Source organism: Pseudomonas sp. C 49-2 (genome assembly GCF_003970195.1).
Lineage (GTDB): Bacteria > Pseudomonadota > Gammaproteobacteria > Pseudomonadales > Pseudomonadaceae > Aquipseudomonas > Aquipseudomonas canadensis.
Genome location: NZ_RXYG01000005.1, coordinates 23258 through 43304, shown reverse-complemented (window position 1 = coordinate 43304; position 20047 = coordinate 23258). Strand labels below are relative to the sequence as shown.

Genomic DNA, 20047 nt, shown 5'->3' with positions numbered 1-20047 from the left:
GGCGACAAACCGCACAATGACCACGCCACGTTTTGACGGTGTCGAACTCTTTCTGCAGATCGTCGAGAGCGGCAACCTGACCGAGGCCGCCGAACGGCTGAACCTGACGCGCTCCGCCGTGGGCAAGGGCCTTGCGCGACTCGAGGCGCGCTTGGGCACTTGCCTGTTGCAACGTTCTACCCGGCGCCAGCGGTTGACCGAGGACGGCCAGGCTTACTACGAACATTGTTTGCGCGCGCTGGCTGAGCTGGAGGCCGCCGAGTCGGTACTGGAAAGCGGCCGACAACTGCCGCGCGGGCGTTTGCGGGCAAGCCTGCCGCTGGCTTTCGGGCACCACTACGCGGCGCCCGCGCTGTGGGGCTTGATGGCGCGTTATCCGGAGTTGGAGATCGAGATCAGCTTCGCCGACCGGTTGGTGGACCTGGCCCAGGAGGGCTTCGATATCGCCGTGCGTATCGGTCCGTTACCCGATACTGACCGCCTCAGCGCACGGCGCCTGGGCGAGCAGTCGGTGGGGCTGGCGGCTTCACCGGCGTACTTGCAGCGCGTCGGGCCGATTGCATGCATCGAAGACCTTGCCGGCCATCGCGGCATCGCCTACCGCAGCAACACCCCGCACCGCAATCGAGTGGCTTCACCGCTGATGATGGATGACCTGCAGGCCGTGGCCGATGCCGCCATCGCGGGCGTGGGCCTGGCCTGGCTGCCGAGTTGGTTGATTGCCCACTACGTGCTGCGTGGGCAATTGCAGGCGGTGCTGCCTGGCTATCGTGAGCAACCCGCCCCGATCCATGTCATCTGGCCGACGGCCACGCACATGCCGGCCAAGACGCGCTGTGCAATCGACGCGTTGGTGGCCGGCACCCCGTCGTGCCTGGCGGGCAGTTGATCAGAACGCGATGGACGTCTGCACATACACCGTGCGCGGCTCGCCCACGTATTTGCCCTTGTTGTTATCGTCGAACGAGCGCGTGAAGTATTGGGTGTTGAAGATGTTTTTCACACCCACTGCTACATTCAAGTCCGACAGCTGCGGGCCGAAGTCATAGGCCGCACGGCTGCTGAACAGCATGTAGCCAGGGATGCGTCCGTTGGCGCCGTTGGCGGTTTCCTTCTCGGTGTTGGCGTTGTCGGCGAACTGGCTGCTCTGGTAGCTGCTGTCCAGGTTGAGCTTCCAGCGGCCTTCGGTGTAGCCCACGCCGAGGGTGCCTTTGTGCTTGGAGGAGAAGGGCACGCGGTTGCCTTTGTTCGGGCCGTCTTCGCGGATAGTGGCGTCGACGTAGGCGTAGGTGGCATACACATCGAACCCTGCCAGCGCCGGGCTCAAACCATCGAGCGCGTAATTGATGCTGGTCTCGATACCCTGGTGACGGGTTTCGCCACGGGCAATTACCGAGTCATTGGTCTGGTTGCTTTCGTATTGGTTGTCGAAGTTGATCAGGAACGCGCCGATTTCCGCACGCAAGGTGCCGTCGTCGTAGCGGGTACCCAATTCCCAGGTACGGGCTTTTTCCGGTTTCACTTCGCCGCTGGTCACGCGGTTCGGCATCTGGCTGTACTGCACGCTGCCGAACGAACCTTCGGTGTTGGCGTAGAGGTTCCAGTTGTCGGTGAGATGGTAGAGCACATTTAGCGCCGGCAGCGCGGTGTTGTAGTCGCCCTTGTATTTGACGTTGGTCAGGTTGTTCGTCTGCTGCGACTCGATAATCTCGTAGCGAATGCCCGGGGTGATGGTCCAATTGCCGATATCGATCCGGTCATCGATGAAGAACGCATTGGCTTCGGTGCCGCCACGGGTGTCGCGGTCGTTGCGGCTGTTGGTAGTGGGAATCTGCTGGTTGGCGGCAATCGGCGTGCGGTAACGCAGCTCGTGGCCGGCCTCGTTGATGTAGCGGTAACCGACGCCCACTTCGTGGCTGGTCGGGCCCAAGTCAAAGCCTTGGGCGAAGCGGGTCTCGATGCCACGCACCCAGTATTCACGCGGGGACAACGAGAGGAATGTGCCCTGGTCCAGGTAACCGCTGCGCAAGGTCTTGGTGAAGAAACTGTTCACAGTGAATTCGCGGCGGTCCTGCTCATAACGATAGCCGACGTTGAACATCGTACGGCGGCCCCAGAATTTGTCGTAGGGGCGGGTGGACTGGTAGGGATCCGCCTTGTAGTCCGCGACATTCAAGCCACCCGGCATATCGGCTTGGCCTTCGTAGTACTGCGCCATGGCGTTGAAGCTGTTGGCGTCATCCAGTTGGTATTTGCCCTTGAGGATCAGGTCGTCGATGCGCGTGTTGCTGTTCTCGCGCCAGTCGCCGCCACGGGTGCCGGAGTACAGAATCGCGCCGCCCAGGCCGTTGTCGGCGGTGCCGCCGGCCAGCAGGTTGCCGGTGGTCTTGAAGCCATCGTGGCTGGAGGACGGGCTGGTTTCGGTCTGCAAGCCGCCTTTGACCGTGGGTGTATCCGGGATCGCACGGGTCACGAAGTTAACCACGCCGCCAACGTTCTGCGGGCCGTAGCGCACCGCACCGCCGCCGCGCACCACGTCGACCGCGTCCATATTGCCCATGCTGATCGGCGCAAAGGAAAGCTGCGGCTGGCCGTAGGGCGCGAACGGCACCGGAATGCCGTCCATCAGCACCGTGGAGCGCGACGCCAGGCGTGGGTTGAGGCCACGAATGCCGAAGTTCAGTGCCATGTCGTGGCTGCCGGTGCCGTTGTTGTCCGGGGCGTTGACGCCGGGAATGCGGTTGAGCACGTCCTTGGCCTGGGTGGCGCCCTGGCGTTCGAACTCTTCACGGCGGATCACATCGCGGGCGCCGGGGTGTTCGAACACATTGGTTTGCGCCGCGTCGCCCAGCCAGTCGCCGACCACGCTGGAGGTGCCCAACTCAATGCTGGCCGGTGCAGTGGCCGGTTGCAGGCTGTAGGCATTGTCGCCTTCGGCACGGGCTTGCAGGCCGGTGCCCTCCAGCAGTTTCTGCAGGCCATCCGCGGCGCCGTAGTTGCCGGACAAACCACGGCTCTGCATACCCGCCGTCACTTCTGAACCGAAAGAGATCAACACGCCGGCTTCGCGGCCAAACTGGTTCAGTGCAGCTTCCAGCGACGTCGGGGCGATGTGATAGGGCTTGGCGTCGGCCGCCATCACCGGGGGCAGCACGGTCAGACTGAGGCTGGCGCCGAGTAGGAGTTGGCGCAAGGTGCGGGCAAGAAGCGTCGGTTGCTGGGGCATGAAGAGCGGTCCTGAGAAGAAAGGATCAAGGTGGCTTTCCTTCTCTGTCACGCGAGGGGTGGAAAACGGCTCACCGTTTTTTGAATTAATTTCAGGCGCGTGCCTGCACGGTCACCCAGTAGCGGGTAAAGCGCCGCACCTTCACCGGCAGGCTCACTTCCAGCAGGTCGAGAATGCGTTCGCTGTCGTCCAGCGGGTAGCTGCCGGAGATCAGCAGGTTGGCCACCTGTGGGTCGCAATTGACTTGGCCACGGCGATAACGCCCGAGTTCGCCGAGGAAATCTTCCAGGCGCATGTGGGCAGCGACCAGCATGCCGTCGGCCCAGGCGCCGCTGTTGGCGTCGGTGGCACGCGGGGTGTCCCAACCTTTTCGTGTGAAGTTGACCTGGTGCGCGGCCTGGACGTTCAGCGGCAGGCCGGTGTAGGTGTTGGGCATGACCGCGACGTGACCGTCGAGTACCGCCAGTTGGGTGTGATCGTTGAACTGCCGCACATTAAAACGCGCCGCCTGGCTAGTGAGCAGGCCTTGGCCGGTCAGCACTTGCAGCGGTGTGCTGCCCGCAATACCGGTCAACAGGATCTCACCTTCAAGCAGGCGGATCAGCCGCTGCTGGCCATCAAAATGCACATCCACCGCGCTGCCGGTGTTGAGCTGCAACTGGCTGCCGTCGGCCAATTGCACCTTGCGTCGCTGGCCAACGGGGCTGCGGTAGTCGGCGGTCAGCGGTGGCAGGATATGTTGCTGGCGCAAGCTCCAGGCAGCAGCGGAACCTGCGCCGAGGATCAACAGCAACTTCAACGCCTGGCGACGGCTGGTGGAAGTTGGCGCATTCAACGCCGCATGGGCCAGGGGCGAGGGCATGCCGCGCAGGCGCTGATTGACGCGCTGCATGTGGTCCCAGGCGCGCTGGTGTTCGCTGTGGGCGTTCAACCACTGCTGCCAGGCGGCTTGCTGGCGTGGGTTGAGTGCGCCTTGCTGCATTTCCATCAGCCAGTGCACGGCTTGTTCAGCGACTTGGGTGGAGAAGTTCATAGGGCGAAATAGCAGCGCATGGCCGCTTTGCTCAGGTGGCGTTTGACGGTGGCGATGGAAATGCCCAGTTCAACGCCGATTTGTGCGTAGGTCAGGCCATCGAGTTGGGCCAGCAGAAAGGCCCGCTTCACCTGGACGGGCAGGCCGTCGAGCAGTTGATCCAACTCCACCAGGGTTTGCAGGATGATTGCGCGTTCTTCTTCCGACGGTGCCACGTGCTCGGGCATCTGCGCCAAGGCGTCGAGGTAGGCGCGCTCCAGGTCCTGGCGGCGATAGAAGTTGAACAGCACGCGCTTGGCGACCGTGGTGAGGAACGCGCGGGGCTCGATCAGCGTGGGTGTTTCTCGCGCGGTGAGCACGCGGATGAAGGTGTCCTGGGCCAGGTCGGCGGCGCTTTCCGGGCAGCCGAGCTTGCGTCGCAACCAGCCGGTGAGCCAGTGGTGATGGTCGTTGTACAACACTTCGACGGTATTGGACGGGCTCAACGCGAACACTCCACAAGCATCGGCATGCTTTAGAGAACAAGAATTGTTCGCATTGTAGGGCTCGCGACGGTCTTCGGCAATCCGTCAGCGCAGGTGTTTCATCCGTTCTGTTTTGCTTATAAGAATATTTATCATTAACATTGCGGCCTGATGAACCTGGCGCCTCCCGCATGAAAAGCAAAACCTCGCTGCCTGTCTCCTATCGCCTCTCCGTCACCTCGCGCGTGCTGGCTGCCGTGGTGGGTGGTTATCTGATGGCTTCCCTGGCCAGTATCTGCCTGGCGCTATGGATGCCCACGTCGCGCGCCGACGCGGTGATCACCGGGATGATGAGTTCATTCGTGTTCTATCTGCTGGCCGTGCTCTGGTGTTTCGCCTGCCGCAGCGCAGCGCGCGCCTGGTTTGGCGTGATGTTGCCAAGCGCGGTATTTGCCACCCTGGCGGGTGTGGGCTTCTGGATGGCACGCGCATGAAAGAGGGTTTCCGCCAGGCCATGGCCTGGTTGCACACCTGGGCAGGGCTGATCTTTGGCTGGCTGCTGTTTGCGATTTTCCTGACGGGCACCTTGGCGTATTTCAAGGATGAGATCAGCCACTGGATGCAACCTGAAGTGCAGGCCCATTCGCTGGACGATGCGCGCAGCCTGACGGTCGCCCAGACCTATCTGCAGCAAGTTGCGCCGACTGCTGCGCGTTGGTTTATCACTCTGCCAGACAGCCGCGATCCTGGTTTGTCGGTGATGTGGCAAGACAAAGTCGACCCCGGCCGACGCGGTAATTTCATCCAGAAAACCCTCGACCCTGTTACCGGCCAGGCTGTGGAAGCCCGTGAAAGCATGGGCGGCGATTTCTTCTACCGTTTTCACTTCCAGCTGCAAATGCCTCACCCGTGGGGCCGCTGGCTGTCGACGATTGCCGCGATGGTGATGTTCGTCGCCTTGATCACCGGCATCATCACTCACAAGAAAATCTTCAAGGACTTCTTCACCTTTAGGCCCCGCAAAGGCCAGCGTTCCTGGCTCGACGGGCATAACGCGGTGGGCGTTCTGGTGCTGCCGTTCCATTTGATGATCACCTACAGCAGCCTGGTGATCTTCATGAGCATGGTGATGCCGGCGCCGATTCTTGCTTCCTATGGCGGCGACACCCGCGCCTTTTTCAGCGAGGTATTCCCGAACACCAACAACGCGCCGGCGCTGGGCCAGCCTGGAAAATTGCTGCCGTTGGTGCCGATGTACGAGCAAGCGCGGGCGCAGTGGGAAGGTGGCCATGTGGGGCGCGTGGCGGTCAACAATCCCGCCGATATGAACGCCTCGGTCAATGTGTTCCGCGCGGGTTCCGACAGCGTGGTGCATGATTTCGGCAGCACCGTTTCCTTCAATGGCACCACCGGCGAGCTGGTGCGGGTGAATGGCGGGCAGTCGCTGCCGGCAGCCATCAGCGGCAGTTTCTATGGGTTGCACATGGGGCATTTCGCCGGCCCGGTGTTGCGCTGGTTGTACTTCATCTGTGGTCTGGCGGGCACGGCGATGATCGGCACCGGGCTGGTGATCTGGCTCGGCAAGCGTCAGCTCAAACATGCCAAGGCTGCGGTAATGCCGTTTGAGTTGCGCTTGGTGGAAGTGCTGAACATCGCCAGCATGTCCGGGTTGATGATCTCCATCGCCGCATTTTTCTGGGCCAACCGTTTATTGCCGGTGAGCTTTGCCGACCGTTCCGATTGGGAAGTGCAAACCTTCTTTATTGCCTGGGGCCTGAGTCTGTTGCACGCGATCCTGCGTCGTGGCCGCCAGGGTTGGGTCGAGCAACTGAGCTTCGGCGCGCTGCTGTTTATTGCCATCCCACTGCTCAACGCGTTGACCACATCGCACCACCTCGGTGTTTCGTTGGCAACCGGCGATTGGGCCATGGCTGGCTTTGATCTCACCTGTCTGGCCAGCGGCGTATTCCTTGGCTGGGCCGCCTGGAAGATGCAGCGTCGCACCGCGCCGGCGCCTAAAGCCCAGCGCGCACGCCCGCTGGCGCTGAAGCGGGAGGCGAACTGAATGCTGCTCGCACTGCTGATGTGCTACGCCGGGTTCACCGCACTCTGCCTGTCCACTGACCGTCACCACGGCGAGTTGCTGCACAGCAAACCCTCGCCTCGTCGGCGCCTGGGTTTGCGGGTGATCGGTTGGTTGCTGCTGGTGGTGTCGATCTGGCCGGCGGTGGATGTCGCTGGTTGGGGCCAGGGCCTGGTGGAGTGGTGCGCCGTGTTGATGCTCAGCGCATTGCTGCTGGTGCTGTTGTTGCCGTACCGGCCAAGGCTGGCCTTGATCCTGGCGGGCATTGGTCTGCTCGCCAGTCCTGTCGCAGCCTTCGCCACCCTCTGAGCCCGCCCATGATGATCAGCACGCCACCCGAATCCCAGGACAGCCAGCACGCTGACGCGGCAGGTGGGCGTGCGCATTTCCTGCAGGTGTTTTTGTCCCAGCGTTCACAGATGGAAGCCTTGGTGAGTCGCCGCGTGGGGTGTCGCGCCACGGCGGCCGACCTGGTGCAGGACCTATTCCTGCGTTTCTGGCGCCGGCCGTTGGTGCAGGTCGAGGAGCTCAGCACCTACCTGCTGCGCTGCGCCGGCAATATCGCCATCGACCACCTGCGCAGTGAAGGTGCACGGGTACGCAGCAATGAAGGCTGGCTGCCCGAACAGCAAGACAACCAAGGTTCCGAACCCCAGGCAGCATTGGAAGCCGGCAATGACCTGCGCCACGTCGAAGCCGCCTTGCGCAGCCTGCCCGAGCGCACGCGCCAGATTTTCCTGCTCAACCGCATTCACGGTCGCAAGTACGCGGAAATCGCCAAGGTCATGGGCCTGTCCCAAAGTGCCGTGGAAAAACATATGATGCGTGCCCTTGAAGCCTGCAAAGCCAGCCTTCGCGAACCATCGCCCCCACGCACGCCAGGGAAAGCACCGTGAACGCCACCCCCACGCCCGCCCAGGAACAAGCCGCACTGGCCTGGCTGAGCCTATTGCATGATCAGCCCAGCAGTGGCGACCAGGCCACTTTCAGTCAGTGGTTGCGGGCTGATCCGGCGCACGTTGAGGCCTATTCCCAGGCCCAGGTGCTCTGGGAATTGAGCGAAGTGCCGGCACGCCAGCTCGCGGATGAAGAGGCGTTGGCGTTGCAGGGCTACCTCAATGCGATGACCACCTCGAAGCGTTCACGGGTGGTGCGTTGGTCCGGCGCCTTGGCGATGGCTGCGTGCCTATTGCTAATGGTATCCATGGGAGCCGGCTGGCAGCCGTCACGCTGGATCGATGATCTCGGTGCCGACTACGTGACGGCGCCGGGTGAAGTCAAAACCGTCACGCTGGCCGATCAATCCCAGGTGACCCTCGATGCCGACAGCGCCATTGCCGTGGACTTCAGCCATGGCGAGCGGCACATCCAGTTGCGTCGAGGTGCCGGTTTTTTTAGCGTGACCCACACCGGGCAATCCTTTGTGGTGGAGGCGGGCAGCGGTGAGGCGCGGGTGCTGGGCACGCAATTCGAAGTGCGCCTGCAACCGGCAGGCGCTCAGGTGACGGTGTTGTCCGGGCGGGTGGGCGTGACGCCGTCCAAACAGGGCCAGCAGCAAATTCTTACAGCTGGTCAGCAAGTGGCCTACGCCGAGGGGGTTGCGGACCCTCTGCACGCGGTAGACAGTGAATCGCGCCTGGCCTGGCGCGACGGTTGGCTCAACTACTACAAGGCGCCGTTGGCGGACGTGGTCAAGGACCTGGGTCGCTACTACCCCGGCCGCATCCTGTTGCTCAACGAAGAGATGGGCGCCAAGCGCGTCAGCGGGAGCTTCCCGAGCAAGGACCCGCAAGCCGTGTTGAATGCGTTGCAGGCCGTGCTCGGCTTTGAGCAGCACACATTATTGGGGCGGATGATCGTGGTGCGCTGATTTACTTCAGCGCCGCCATGATTTTTTCTGGGTTGTAATCGCGAATCAGCGTGCCGTTCACATCCACAAACGGAATCCCTCCGCCCCCCAGCGCCTCATACGCCTTGCGCGCCTGGGCGTCTTTCTCGATGTCGAACGCCTGGTAGGGTATGCCTTTCTGGTCCAGGAACCGGCGGATCTGCTTGCAGTAACCACACCACTCGGTCGAGTAGAGCACCACACGCGCTGAAGCACGTACGTGCTCCGGCGCCACTTGTGAAGGGTTGAACACCCGTTCGATCTTGCCCCAGTTCTGGATCACCACCACGACCAGCAACACCAGCAGGACTTTTTTAAAGACCCCGCCGAGCATCAGTTGCGGCGCTTGAGCTGGTCAGTCAGTTGGGTCGGCAGGCCCTTGATGATCAAGGTGCCGGCGGCTTCGTCGTATTCGATCTTGTCGCCCAGCAGGTGCGCTTCAAAGCTGATGGACAAACCCTCGGCGCGGCCGGTAAAACGGCGGAACTGGTTGAGCGTGCGTTTATCCGCCGGGATCTCCGGCGACAGGCCATAGTCCTTGTTGCGGATATGGTCATAGAACGCCTTAGGCCGATCTTCATCGATCAACCCTGACAATTCTTCCAGCCCCATCGGTTCACCGAGCTTGGCCTGGCTGCTGGCGTAGTCCACCAGCGTCTTGGTTTTCTCGCGGGCGGACTCGTCCGGCAGGTCTTCGCTTTCGACGAAGTCACTGAACGCCTTGAGCAGGGTGCGGGTCTCGCCCGGGCCGTCGACGCCTTCCTGGCAGCCGATGAAGTCGCGGAAATACTCTGAGACCTTCTTGCCGTTCTTGCCCTTGATAAAGGAAATGTACTGCTTGGACTGCTTGTTGTTCTGCCACTCGGACACGTTTATACGTGCCGCCAGGTGCAATTGGCCGAGGTCGAGGTGGCGCGAGGGGGTCACGTCCAGCTCGTCGGTCACCGCCACGCCTTCGCTGTGGTGCAGCAGGGCTATGGCCAGGTAGTCGGTCATGCCCTGTTGATAGTGGGCAAACAGCACATGGCCGCCAGTGGAGAGGTTGGATTCCTCCATCAGCTTCTGCAGATGCTCGACCGCCGTGCGGCTGAAGGTGGTGAAGTCCTGTCCACCGTCAAAGTATTCCTTCAACCAGCCGCTGAACGGGTGCGCGCCGGACTCGGCATGGAAGAAGCCCCAGGCCTTGCCTTGCTTGGCGTTATAGCTCTCGTTGAGGTCGGCAAGCATGTTCTCGATGGCGGCCGATTCGGCAAGCTCGGAATCGCGGGCGTGAAGAACTGCAGGTGTGCCGTCGGGTTTTTTGTCGATCAAGTGGACGATGCAATGACGGATCGGCATAGGCTTCTCGGCTGGTTGAGCGGGGAGCGGTGGGCCTCCCCGAAAAGTCGCCAAGTGTACCGCACCATTGGCCGAGACGGGCTTCGAAGGGTGTTTTGGGCACCCTCCGACGGGCTATATGCCTTTTTTTCACGGTTTAGAGCGATAAAGCTGACCAAATGGGTAGGTAGAAGCGGATATTTCCCCGTCTCTGTGCTAGTTTTGCCCCGTCTTACGCCAAGTCTCGGCGATAAGCGTGCATTCAGCATCTGTCAGGTCGAACCAATCCCCGTTTCAAGCATCTATAACCCCGATCTCCGTGGTTATAGCCGGGGGTGCCAGGCCTTGACGGTCGGGCTCGACGGCTGACACTGCACTCTGCAATCCATATGAATTTGATAGGGAAGGAACACCACAATGGCTATTACTAAAGACCAACTGATCGCTGACCTGGCTGAAGCAGTAGACGCACCTAAAACCACCGTGCGCGCTCTGCTGGACCAACTGAGCCAAGTTGTTGCTGACCAGCTGGAAAACGGCGGCGAAATCACTCTGCCAGGCGTTGGCAAACTGAAAGTGACCGAGCGTCCTGCCCGTACTGGCCGTAACCCTTCGACTGGCGCCGCCATCGAAATCGCTGCCAAGAAAGTTATCAAGCTGGTTGTGGCCAAAGGCCTGACCGACGCTGTTAACAAGTAAGACGCAGCAAAAAAAACCGTGCTCCGGAGCGATCCGGGCACGGTTTTTTGTTGCCTGCGATTTATCAGTCGCGAACCCAGCGCTGGCGCCAGATCTGTTGCTCGTTCTTGGTCTGGAAAGTCCACGCCACAAACCGGCTCTGCTTCTGGCCCTGGGACATTTCCACGACTTGGCTCTCCAGCACGCCGGCCTTTTTCAGGGCCGTCTCGATCGCGGGCAAGTTCGACGCTTTCGACACCAGGGTGCTGAACCACAGCACCTTATGGGCAAAGTGCGCACTTTCGGCAATCAGTTGCGTCACAAAACGCGCTTCACCACCTTCACACCACAACTCGGCCGATTGGCCGCCGAAGTTCAGCACCGGCAACTTGCGCTTTGGGTCCGCCTTGCCGAGGGCGCGCCACTTGCGTTCGCTGCCCTTGGTGGCTTCATCCATGGACGCATGGAACGGCGGGTTGCACATGGTCAGGTCAAAACGCTCGCCCGGCTCCAGCAGGCCCAGCAGGATCTGCTTGGGATTGCTCTGCTGGCGCAGCTGGATGACCTTGCTCAGGTCATTGGACTGCACGATGGCCTTGGCTGCGGCCACGGCGATAGGGTCGACTTCCGAGCCCAGGAAGTTCCAGCGGTATTCCATGTAGCCAATCAGCGGGTAGACGCAGTTGGCGCCCATGCCGATGTCCAGCACCTTGACGATAGAGCCGCGCGGGATCTTGCCGTCGTTGGTGCTGGCCAGCAGGTCGGCCAGGAAGTGCACGTAGTCCGCACGCCCCGGCACCGGTGGGCACAGGTAGTCGGCCGGAATGTCCCAGTGCTGGATGCCATAGAAGGCTTTCAGCAGCGCTCGGTTGAACACCCGCACCGCATCCGGGCTGGCAAAGTCGATACTTTCCTTGCCGTACGGGTTGATGATCACGAATTTCGCCAGTTCCGGCGTGGTCTTGATCAGCGCCGGGAAGTCGTAGCGGCCTGTGTGGCGGTTGCGCGGATGCAGGGTGGCCTCTTTGCGCGGCACAACGGGCTTGGCCGTGGCTGCGGTTTTAGGCTTCTTGCGCGGAGGTTTTGGCGTGCTGGGGGCGGTCATGATGATTCTGGTGTTGGCTCAAAGTGATGGGCATTGTCACACATTCCCGAGGACAACTCGGTCAAATGTGGGAGGGGGCTTGCCCCCGATGGCAGGGTGTCAGTCACTTATCTGGTAACTGACCCTCCGCCATCGGGGGCAAGCCCCCTCCCACATTGGCCGCGTGTGCAGGCGTTTCAAACAAAAAAAGAGACCCGAAGGTCTCTTTTTTCACACGGTTCACACCTTACAGGCTGGAGATCCGCGCATGTTGCTCCGCCAGCTTGCCCAGGGCCTGTTCAGCCTCGGCCAGCTTGGCGCGTTCTTTCTCGATCACTTCAGCCGGTGCCTTGTCGACGAAGGCCGCGTTGGACAGCTTGCCGCCCACGCGTTGCACTTCGCCTTGCAGGCGGCCGATTTCCTTGTCGAGACGAGCCAGTTCGGCAGCCTTGTCGATCAGGCCTGCCATTGGCACCAGCACTTCCATCTCGCCGACCAGTGCGGTCGCGGACAGTGGTGCTTCTTCGCCGGCCGCCAATACGGTGATCGACTCCAGCTTCGCCAGCTTCTTGAGCAGCGCATCGTTTTCGGTGAGACGACGCAGGTCTTCGGCACTGGCATTCTTCACAAACACCGCCAATGGCTTGCCCGGCCCGATGTTCATCTCGGCACGGATGTTACGCGTGCCCATCATCAGGGTCTTGAGCCATTCGATATCGCTTTCGGCTGCCTCATCGATGCGCGCTTCGTTGGCCACCGGCCAAGGTTGCAGCATGATGGTCTTGCCTTCGATACCGGCCAGCGGCGCCAGGCGCTGCCAGATTTCTTCGGTGATGAACGGCATGAACGGGTGCGCCAGACGCAACGCCACTTCCAGCACGCGAACCAGGGTGCGACGGGTGCCGCGCTGGCGTTCGACCGGCGCGTTTTCGTCCCACAGCACCGGCTTGGACAGTTCCAGGTACCAGTCGCAATACTGGTTCCAGATGAACTCGTACAAGGCCTGTGCGGCCAGGTCGAAACGGAACTGGTCGAGCTGGCGGGTCACTTCGGCTTCGGTGCGCTGAAGCTGCGAAATGATCCAGCGGTCGGCCAGGCTCAGCTCATAGGCTTCACCGTTCTGGCCGCAGTCTTCGCCTTTATCCAGCACGTAGCGCGCGGCGTTCCAGATCTTGTTGCAGAAGTTGCGATAGCCTTCGACGCGGCCCATGTCGAACTTGATGTCGCGACCGGTGGAGGCCAGCGAGCAGAAGGTGAAGCGCAGGGCGTCGGTGCCATAGCTGGCAATACCATCGGCGAACTCGTCGCGGGTCTGCTTCTCGATCTTCTTCGCCAGTTTCGGCTGCATCAGGCCCGAGGTGCGTTTCTGCACCAGGGTTTCCAGGTCGATGCCGTCGATGATGTCCAGCGGGTCCAGGACGTTGCCCTTGGACTTGGACATCTTCTGGCCCTGGCCATCACGCACCAGGCCGTGCACGTACACGGTCTTGAACGGTACCTGCGGCGTGCCGTCCTCGTTCTTCACCAGGTGCATGGTCAGCATGATCATCCGGGCAACCCAGAAGAAAATGATGTCGAAACCAGTGACCAGCACGTCGGTGGAGTGGAATTTCTTGAGGAATTCGGTCTGCTGCGGCCAGCCCAGGGTGGAGAAGGTCCACAGGCCCGAGCTGAACCAGGTGTCCAGTACGTCGTTGTCCTGTTGCAGCGCGATGTCGGCACCGAGGTTGTGCTTGGCACGCACTTCGGCTTCGTCGCGGCCTACATAGACCTTGCCCGACTCGTCGTACCAGGCCGGAATGCGGTGACCCCACCATAGCTGACGGCTGATGCACCAATCCTGGATGTCGCGCATCCACGAGAAGTACATGTTTTCGTACTGTTTCGGCACGAACTGGATGCGGCCATCTTCCACGGCGGCGATGGCAGGTTCTGCCAAAGGCTTGGTGGACACGTACCACTGGTCGGTCAGCCACGGCTCGATCACGGTGCCGGAACGGTCGCCCTTCGGCACTTTCAGGCCGTGGTCGTCAACGCTCACTAGTAAACCGGCAGCATCGAAGGCGGCGACGATCTGCTTGCGCGCTTCGAAGCGGTCGAGACCGGCGTATTCAGCCGGGATCTTGCCGTCGATGCTCTCGTTCAGCGTGCCGTCCAGGTTGAACACCTGGCAGGCCGGCAGTACGGCGGCGTTTTTGTCGAAGATGTTCAGCAGCGGCAGGTTGTGGCGCTTGCCGACTTCGTAGTCGTTGAAATCGTGGGCCGGGGTGATCTTCACGCAGCCGGTGCCGAATTCAGGGTCGCAGTAGTCGTCCGCGATGATCGGGATGCGACGGCCGACCAATGGAAGTTCAACGAACTTGCCGATCAGCGCCTGGTAGCGTTCGTCGTTCGGGTTAACCGCGACGGCGGCGTCGCCGAGCATGGTTTCCGGACGAGTGGTGGCGACGATCAGGTAGTCGTTGCCTTCAGCAGTCTTGGCGCCGTCGGCCAGCGGGTACTTGAGGTTCCACAGGAAGCCTTTCTCGTCGTGGTTTTCCACTTCGAGGTCGGAAATCGCCGTGTGCAACTTGGTGTCCCAGTTGACCAGGCGCTTGCCGCGGTAGATCAGGCCGTCTTCATGCAGGCGCACGAAGGCTTCTTTCACGGCTTCCGACAGGCCGTCGTCCATGGTGAAGCGCTCGCGGCTCCAGTCGACGGACGAACCGAGGCGACGGATCTGACGGCTGATATTGCCGCCGGACTGGTCTTTCCATTCCCAGATCTTTTCCAGGAATTTCTCGCGACCCAGGTCGTGACGGTTCTGGCCGGTGGCTTCGAGTTGGCGTTCCACCAGCATTTGCGTGGCGATACCGGCGTGGTCGGTGCCCGGTTGCCACAGGGTGTTGCGGCCCTGCATGCGGCGGAAACGGATCAACGCATCCATGATCGCATTGTTGAAGCCATGGCCCATGTGCAGGCTGCCAGTGACGTTCGGTGGCGGAATCATGATGGTGTAGGAATCGCCCGCGCCTTGCGGGGCGAAATAATTCTCGGATTCCCAGGTGTTGTACCAGGAAGTTTCGATGGCGTGCGGCTGGTAGGTCTTATCCATGCGCGGCGGGACCCTAGTTGGCATTTATTCAGGAAAGCCGGCAAGTATAACGGGGGATAGGGGAGAGGGCGAGGTGAAGACGGGCTTAAGGCTGATGCAGGACTAATAATGTGGGAGCTGGCTTGCCTGCGATGGCGATGTCCCAGCCACTGAAGATGTTGACTGAGAAACCGCTATCGCAGGCAAGCCAGCTCCCACAGGAGATCACTGTCCGTCTCAGGACTGATACTGGCTGAGCAACCGCTCCATCCGTGCATCCAGCCGACGCTTGATCTCGGTCTCGATATGCGGGGCAAAATCGTCGATCACGTCCTGCATGATCAACTGCGCAGCGGCACGCAGTTCGTTGTCCAGGTGCAGCAACAGGGCGTCGGGACTTTTTTCGACAGCGGCAGGCGCGGCGGCCTCGACCACCGGTGCCGGCGCGACGGGCTTGCCGCCGACCATGTCGAACAACAGCGGAATCTGTACCTCGCCCTCGACCGTCTCGGTCAACAGCGGTGGTTGCAAGTCATCATCACCGAGCAACTGACGGATCGACTCCAGGTCGTCCAGCAGGTGGTCGTCTTTTTTTATAGGGTTGGGATCGTCCATCATGTGCTCAAAGTCGTTGTAGCCGGTGATCTTGCAGAGGATAGCCCTGTTCGCGGTAGAAACGGAAACTCTCACGCGCGGCCTGACGAATAGCTGGATCCTCCACCACCACTTCCGCCACACGGGCGAATGCCTTGGCGAAAGGCGGCACTTTCAGGTCCAGGTTGACCAGCAGGTCTTGGTGATCGCCGCAACTGTCCCCTAAACCCAGGACAACCAGGCCTTCGGGTTCGGACTCGGCAGGGCCGTGAGGCACAAAGCTTTCGCCCTTGAAGCGCCACAGGCGAGCATCCAGCTCATCGCGTTGGGCGGCATCGCTGCAATGCAGGTAGATGCGGTGGCCCATGCGCCAGGCTTTTTCGGTGAGTTTGCAGGCAAAGTCCAGGCGCGCGAGCGGGTCGGCGCTGGGCAATATATAGAAGTCGACTTGGGTCATTGCGGTTCCTGAGGCCGGGGGGGAGACAATCACCACCCCGGCGTCTTCAGTTTCAGGCCTTGGCGCGATCCAGCAGGTACTGGGTCAGCAGGGGAACCGGACGGCCGGTTGCGCCCTTGTCCTTGCCGCCGCTGGTCCAGGCCGTGCCGGCGATGTCCAGGTGCGCCCAGTTGAAGTTCTTGGCAAAGCGCGACAGGAAGCAAGCCGCGGTGATGGTGCCGGCTTTCGGACCGCCGATGTTGGCGATGTCGGCGAATGGGCTGTCCAGCTGTTCCTGATACTCATCGAACAGCGGCAGTTGCCAGGCGCGGTCGTCGGCGGCTTTGCCGGCGCTGAGCAGTTGCTCGATCAACTCATCGCTGTTGCCCAGCAGGCCCGAGGTGTGCGAACCCAGAGCGACGATGCAGGCACCGGTCAGGGTGGCGATATCGATCACGGCCTGTGGCTTGAAGCGTTCGGCGTAGGTCAGGGCATCGCACAGCACCAGGCGGCCTTCGGCGTCGGTGTTGAGGATTTCGACGGTCTGGCCACTCAGGGTGGTGACGATGTCGCCCGGACGGGTCGCGCCGCCGCTCGGCATGTTCTCGGCGCAGGCCAGGATGCACACCAGGTTGATCGGCAGCTTGAGTTCCAGCACGGCACGCAGGGTGCCGAACACGCTGGCGGCGCCGCCCATGTCGTACTTCATCTCGTCCATGCCCAGGCCCGGCTTGAGGCTGATGCCGCCGGTGTCAAAGGTGATGCCTTTGCCAACCAGGGCGTAAGGCTTCTCGGACTTCTTGCCGCCGTTGTATTGCATCACGATCAGGCGTGGCGGCTGGTCGCTGCCCTGGCCCACGGCATAGAACGAGCCCATGCCCAGTTCCTTGATCTTCTTCTCGTCCAGCACTTCGACTTTCAGGCCCTTGAACTCTTTGCCCAGCGCTTTGGCTTGTTCGCCCAGGAAAGTCGGGTGGCAGATGTTCGGCGGCAGGTTGCCCAGATCGCGGGTAAACGACATGCCGTTGGCGATGGCGGTCGCGTGGGTTACGGCGCGCTCAACTTCAGCCTGGGCGGCCTTGATGGTCAGCAGGGTGATTTTCTTCAGGGCGCGGGGTTCGGCCTTGGTGCTCTTGAACTGGTCGAAAATGTAGCCGCCGTCCACCAGGCTCTCGGCCAGCAGGCGGGTCTTGCCGTAGCTGTCACGGCCTTTGACCACGACTTCATCGAGTGCCAGCGTGGCGTCAGTGCCGCCCAGGCCCTTGAGGATGGTGAGGATGCCGCTGATGATTTTGCGGAACGGACGGTCGCCCAGTTCAACGTCCTTGCCCACGCCCACCAGCAATACGCGGTCGGCTTTCAGGTTGGGCAGGCTCTGCAGCAGCAGGCTCTGGCCGACTTTGCCGGCCAGGTCGCCGCGCTTGAGCACTGCGCTGATGGCGCCGCCGCTGAGTTCGTCGAGTTGCTTGGCGGCAACGCCGAGCTTGCGGCCTTCGCCGATGGCGACCACGAGGGTGGCGGTTTTCAACGTTTCGGGGCTAACGCTTTTTACAACCAGTTCCATTTTCGGGTCCCTTATAAAGGTCGGTTAGCCAGGAGTCTGTACTCCGGCTTTAATACCAGGCAGCTGTGTAAACCGCCGGCGACAAAGGCCGCAGTTTGAACCTCGCCGGCGGAGGCTGACAACCCTTGTCACCCGCTTTGTGCATGCGCATGAGGTTGCGCAGTGACAGGCGCGGTCAATCACAGGATAATGCGCCATCTTTTTAGCCGGCCCGTGCAAACGGGCTGACTCGGTATGCTTGCTTGTTTGGCCGCCTTAGCCTGACAACCCTGGAGTGTCTGGTTTGATCGTCTTCCGTTATCTGTCCCGCGAAGTCCTGTTGACCCTGAGTGCCGTGAGTGCGGTATTGCTGGTCATCATCATGAGTGGTCGTTTCGTCAAATACCTGGCCCAGGCTGCCTCAGGCGCCCTGGATCCGGGCTCGCTGTTCCTGATCATGGGCTTTCGTCTGCCGGGCTTCCTGCAGCTGATCCTGCCGCTCGGCCTGTTCCTCGGGATCCTGCTGGCCTACGGCCGCCTTTATCTCGAAAGCGAAATGACCGTGCTCTCGGCCACCGGCATGAGCCAACAGCGCCTGCTGGGCATGACCATGATCCCGGCCGCCGGCGTTGCGCTGATCGTGGCCTGGCTGAGCCTGAGCCTGGCCCCCCAGGGCGCCATGCAGTTCCAACTGGTACTGAATAAACAGGACGCGATGACCGAGTTCGACACCCTCGAACCCGGCCGCTTCCAGGCGCTCAATGACGGTTCGCGGGTGACCTACACCGAAACCCTGACCGATGACCGTGCCAACCTGGGCGGCGTGTTCATCTCCGAGAAGCGTCTGGGCCAGGACAAGAAGGACCGTGGCATTTCCGTGCTGGTGGCCGATTCCGGTCGCCAGGAAGTGCGTCCTGACGGCAGCCGCTACCTGATCCTGGAAAATGGCTATCGCTACGATGGCAGCCCGGGCATGGCCGATTACCGTGCGATCAAGTACGACACCTACGGCGTGATGCTGGCCCGTCCGGATATCAGCGACGAAGTCACCGACCGCGACGCCATCCCGACCACCGAGCTGTTCGGCAGCAAGGAACTGCGCTCGATTGCCGAGCTGCAGTGGCGGATTTCCCTGCCGTTGCTGGTGTTCATCGTGACCTTGATGGCGGTGCCGCTGTCGCGCGTCAACCCGCGTCAGGGCCGCTTCCTCAAACTGTTGCCGGCGATTCTGCTGTACATGGCTTACCTCACCATCCTGATTTCCGCCCGTGGCTCCCTGGAGAAAGGCAAGCTGTCGCCGACTCTCGGCCTGTGGTGGGTGCACGGGATCTTCCTGGTGATTGGCCTGGGCCTGCTCTATTGGGAACCGATCCGTTTGAAAATGATGAGCCGTCGTGGCCAGAAGGAGTTGGCTCGTGGCTAAGCTCGATCGCTACATTGGTAGCAGCGTACTGATCGCCATCCTGGCGGTATTGGGCATCATCCTCGGTCTGGCCTCGTTGTTTGCCTTCATCGATGAAGTCGGCAACGTCAGCGATACCTACACCGTGTGGGACGTGCTGAGCTACGTGGCCCTTACCGCGCCGCGTCGCCTCTACGACATGATGCCGATGGCCGCGCTGATCGGCTGCCTGATCGGCCTGGGCAGCCTGGCCAGCAACAGCGAACTGACCATCATGCGCGCTGCTGGCGTGTCCATTGGTCGAATCGTCTGGGCGGTCATGAAACCCATGCTGCTGCTGATGGCGTGCAGCGTGCTGATCGGCGAATACGTCGCGCCGCCGGCCGAAACCACGGCCCAGGCCAATCGCGCCCTGGCCCAGGGTTCAGGCGATGCACAAAGCTCCAAGCACGGCCTGTGGCACCGCCAGGGCGAAGAATTCATTCATATCAACGCCGTGCAGCCGGGTGGCCTGTTGATTGGTGTCACGCGCTATACGTTCGACAAAGAGCGTCACCTTTTGGAGTCAAGCTTCGCCAAACGTGCGCAATACGGTAGCGAAAAGTGGCAACTCAGCGACGTTACCACGACTTACTTCCGTAACATCGGCCAGGGTACCAAGGCCAGCACCGAAGTGATCAACGTGCCGAGCCAGGAGTGGGATATTGCCCTCAAGCCGGAACTGTTGAATACCGTGGTGATGATCCCGGAAAGCCTGCCGATCTCCGGGTTGTGGGGTTACATCCACTACCTGAAGGACCAGGGCCTGAACAATGGCCGCTACTGGCTGGCATTTTGGGTCAAGGTGTTGCAACCGGTGGTGACTGCCGCGTTGGTGCTGATGGCAATTTCCTTCATCTTTGGCCCGTTGCGTTCCGTGACCTTGGGGCAGCGCGTATTCACGGGCGTGCTGGTGGGCTTCACCTTCCGCATTGCCCAGGACCTGCTCGGCCCGTCGAGCCTGGTGTTTGGCTTCTCGCCGCTGTTTGCGGTGCTGGTGCCCACGGCCATCTGCGCCTTGGCCGGTTTCTGGCTGTTGCGCCGGGCCGGTTGATTCCGCGCTTATGAACAAAAAATGCCCCGGTCGAGAGATCGGGGCATTTTTGTTCTGGTCAGCAAAGATGACGTCTGGCCTGAGCATCAGGTACAATTCCCGGCTATTTTTCAGCGGGCAATCTGCCTGCAGC

The 20047-nt window shown here is 61.4% G+C and carries 19 protein-coding genes; 9 read left to right on the top strand and 10 right to left on the bottom strand.

Features of this window, described 5'->3' with window-relative positions; genetic code table 11:
* Positions 1-16: 16 nt before the first annotated feature.
* Positions 17-889 (top strand): LysR family transcriptional regulator, encoded by an 873-nt coding sequence (locus EJ576_RS11350; RefSeq protein ID WP_126570383.1) that lies wholly within the window; start codon positions 17-19, stop codon positions 887-889.
* On the opposite strand, the gene fecA is transcribed toward EJ576_RS11350, so the two are convergent.
* From fecA to EJ576_RS11335, 3 genes are all read right to left on the bottom strand, one after another.
* On the bottom strand, positions 890-3226 hold the full coding sequence (gene fecA / locus EJ576_RS11345) for a TonB-dependent Fe(3+) dicitrate receptor FecA (protein ID WP_126570382.1): 2337 nt from the start codon (positions 3224-3226) through the stop codon (positions 890-892). It lies immediately after the preceding gene.
* Between the two features lie 91 nt (positions 3227-3317).
* The gene (locus EJ576_RS11340) at positions 3318-4259 is read right to left on the bottom strand and encodes a FecR domain-containing protein (protein WP_122723913.1); all 942 of its coding nucleotides are present in this window, start codon (positions 4257-4259) and stop codon (positions 3318-3320) included.
* A complete protein-coding gene (locus tag EJ576_RS11335) occupies positions 4256-4744 on the bottom strand; it encodes a sigma-70 family RNA polymerase sigma factor (protein ID WP_123478293.1) in 489 nt (162 codons plus the stop codon). Before EJ576_RS11335 ends, EJ576_RS11340 begins: the two co-directional genes overlap by 4 nt.
* Positions 4745-4914: 170 nt before the next feature.
* Between EJ576_RS11335 and EJ576_RS11330 the strand changes: the two genes are divergently transcribed.
* From EJ576_RS11330 to EJ576_RS11310, 5 genes are read left to right on the top strand one after another with little or no spacing between them, the layout of a single operon-like run.
* A complete protein-coding gene (locus EJ576_RS11330) occupies positions 4915-5217 on the top strand; it encodes a DUF3649 domain-containing protein (protein WP_126570381.1) in 303 nt (100 codons plus the stop codon).
* The gene (locus EJ576_RS11325) at positions 5214-6788 is read left to right on the top strand and encodes a PepSY domain-containing protein (RefSeq protein ID WP_126570380.1); all 1575 of its coding nucleotides are present in this window, start codon (positions 5214-5216) and stop codon (positions 6786-6788) included. The genes EJ576_RS11330 and EJ576_RS11325 overlap by 4 nt, the downstream gene beginning before the upstream one ends.
* Positions 6789-7115: a DUF3325 domain-containing protein gene (locus EJ576_RS11320; RefSeq protein WP_016978257.1), complete on the top strand. Its 327-nt coding sequence runs from the start codon at positions 6789-6791 to the stop codon at positions 7113-7115.
* A gap of 8 nt (positions 7116-7123) precedes the next feature.
* Positions 7124-7702 carry an RNA polymerase sigma factor gene (locus EJ576_RS11315; protein WP_122723921.1) on the top strand — a complete coding sequence of 193 codons (579 nt, stop codon included), beginning with the start codon at positions 7124-7126 and terminating at the stop codon, positions 7700-7702.
* Positions 7699-8676, top strand: a complete 978-nt coding sequence (locus tag EJ576_RS11310; RefSeq protein WP_122723923.1) for a FecR family protein — start codon at positions 7699-7701, stop codon at positions 8674-8676. Before EJ576_RS11315 ends, EJ576_RS11310 begins: the two co-directional genes overlap by 4 nt.
* Before the next feature lies 1 nt (position 8677).
* Here EJ576_RS11310 and EJ576_RS11305 read toward each other — a convergent pair whose 3' ends face one another.
* A complete protein-coding gene (locus EJ576_RS11305) occupies positions 8678-9028 on the bottom strand; it encodes a glutaredoxin family protein (RefSeq protein WP_095014824.1) in 351 nt (116 codons plus the stop codon).
* Positions 9028-10032 carry a nucleoid-associated protein YejK gene (yejK, locus tag EJ576_RS11300; RefSeq protein WP_010212893.1) on the bottom strand — a complete coding sequence of 335 codons (1005 nt, stop codon included), beginning with the start codon at positions 10030-10032 and terminating at the stop codon, positions 9028-9030. Before yejK ends, EJ576_RS11305 begins: the two co-directional genes overlap by 1 nt.
* 396 nt (positions 10033-10428) lie before the next feature.
* On the opposite strand from yejK, the gene EJ576_RS11295 reads away from it, so the two are divergent.
* Positions 10429-10710, top strand: coding sequence for an HU family DNA-binding protein (locus EJ576_RS11295; protein ID WP_003188840.1), 282 nt, complete (start codon positions 10429-10431; stop codon positions 10708-10710).
* A 64-nt stretch (positions 10711-10774) separates the two neighbouring features.
* Here the strand turns inward: EJ576_RS11295 and rlmF are convergent, their stop codons facing one another.
* The 5 genes from rlmF to EJ576_RS11270 all read right to left on the bottom strand — a co-directional run bounded on the left by rlmF (position 10775) and on the right by EJ576_RS11270 (position 17440).
* The gene (gene rlmF / locus EJ576_RS11290; RefSeq protein WP_122723925.1) at positions 10775-11794 is read right to left on the bottom strand and encodes a 23S rRNA (adenine(1618)-N(6))-methyltransferase RlmF; all 1020 of its coding nucleotides are present in this window, start codon (positions 11792-11794) and stop codon (positions 10775-10777) included.
* Positions 11795-12020: 226 nt separating this feature from the next.
* Positions 12021-14867: a valine--tRNA ligase gene (locus EJ576_RS11285; protein ID WP_122723927.1), complete on the bottom strand. Its 2847-nt coding sequence runs from the start codon at positions 14865-14867 to the stop codon at positions 12021-12023.
* Positions 14868-15083: 216 nt separating this feature from the next.
* A complete protein-coding gene (locus EJ576_RS11280; protein ID WP_126570492.1) occupies positions 15084-15461 on the bottom strand; it encodes a DNA polymerase III subunit chi in 378 nt (125 codons plus the stop codon).
* 7 nt (positions 15462-15468) lie between these two features.
* Positions 15469-15897: a DNA polymerase III subunit chi gene (locus EJ576_RS11275; RefSeq protein WP_010212887.1), complete on the bottom strand. Its 429-nt coding sequence runs from the start codon at positions 15895-15897 to the stop codon at positions 15469-15471.
* A gap of 52 nt (positions 15898-15949) precedes the next feature.
* A complete protein-coding gene (locus tag EJ576_RS11270; RefSeq protein ID WP_126570379.1) occupies positions 15950-17440 on the bottom strand; it encodes a leucyl aminopeptidase in 1491 nt (496 codons plus the stop codon).
* Between the two features lie 283 nt (positions 17441-17723).
* On the opposite strand from EJ576_RS11270, the gene lptF reads away from it, so the two are divergent.
* Positions 17724-18842 (top strand): LPS export ABC transporter permease LptF, encoded by a 1119-nt coding sequence (gene lptF, locus EJ576_RS11265; RefSeq protein WP_028618984.1) that lies wholly within the window; start codon positions 17724-17726, stop codon positions 18840-18842.
* Positions 18835-19914 carry an LPS export ABC transporter permease LptG gene (gene lptG / locus EJ576_RS11260; protein WP_122723933.1) on the top strand — a complete coding sequence of 360 codons (1080 nt, stop codon included), beginning with the start codon at positions 18835-18837 and terminating at the stop codon, positions 19912-19914. The genes lptF and lptG overlap by 8 nt, the downstream gene beginning before the upstream one ends.
* The last annotated feature ends 133 nt before the right edge of the window (positions 19915-20047 follow it).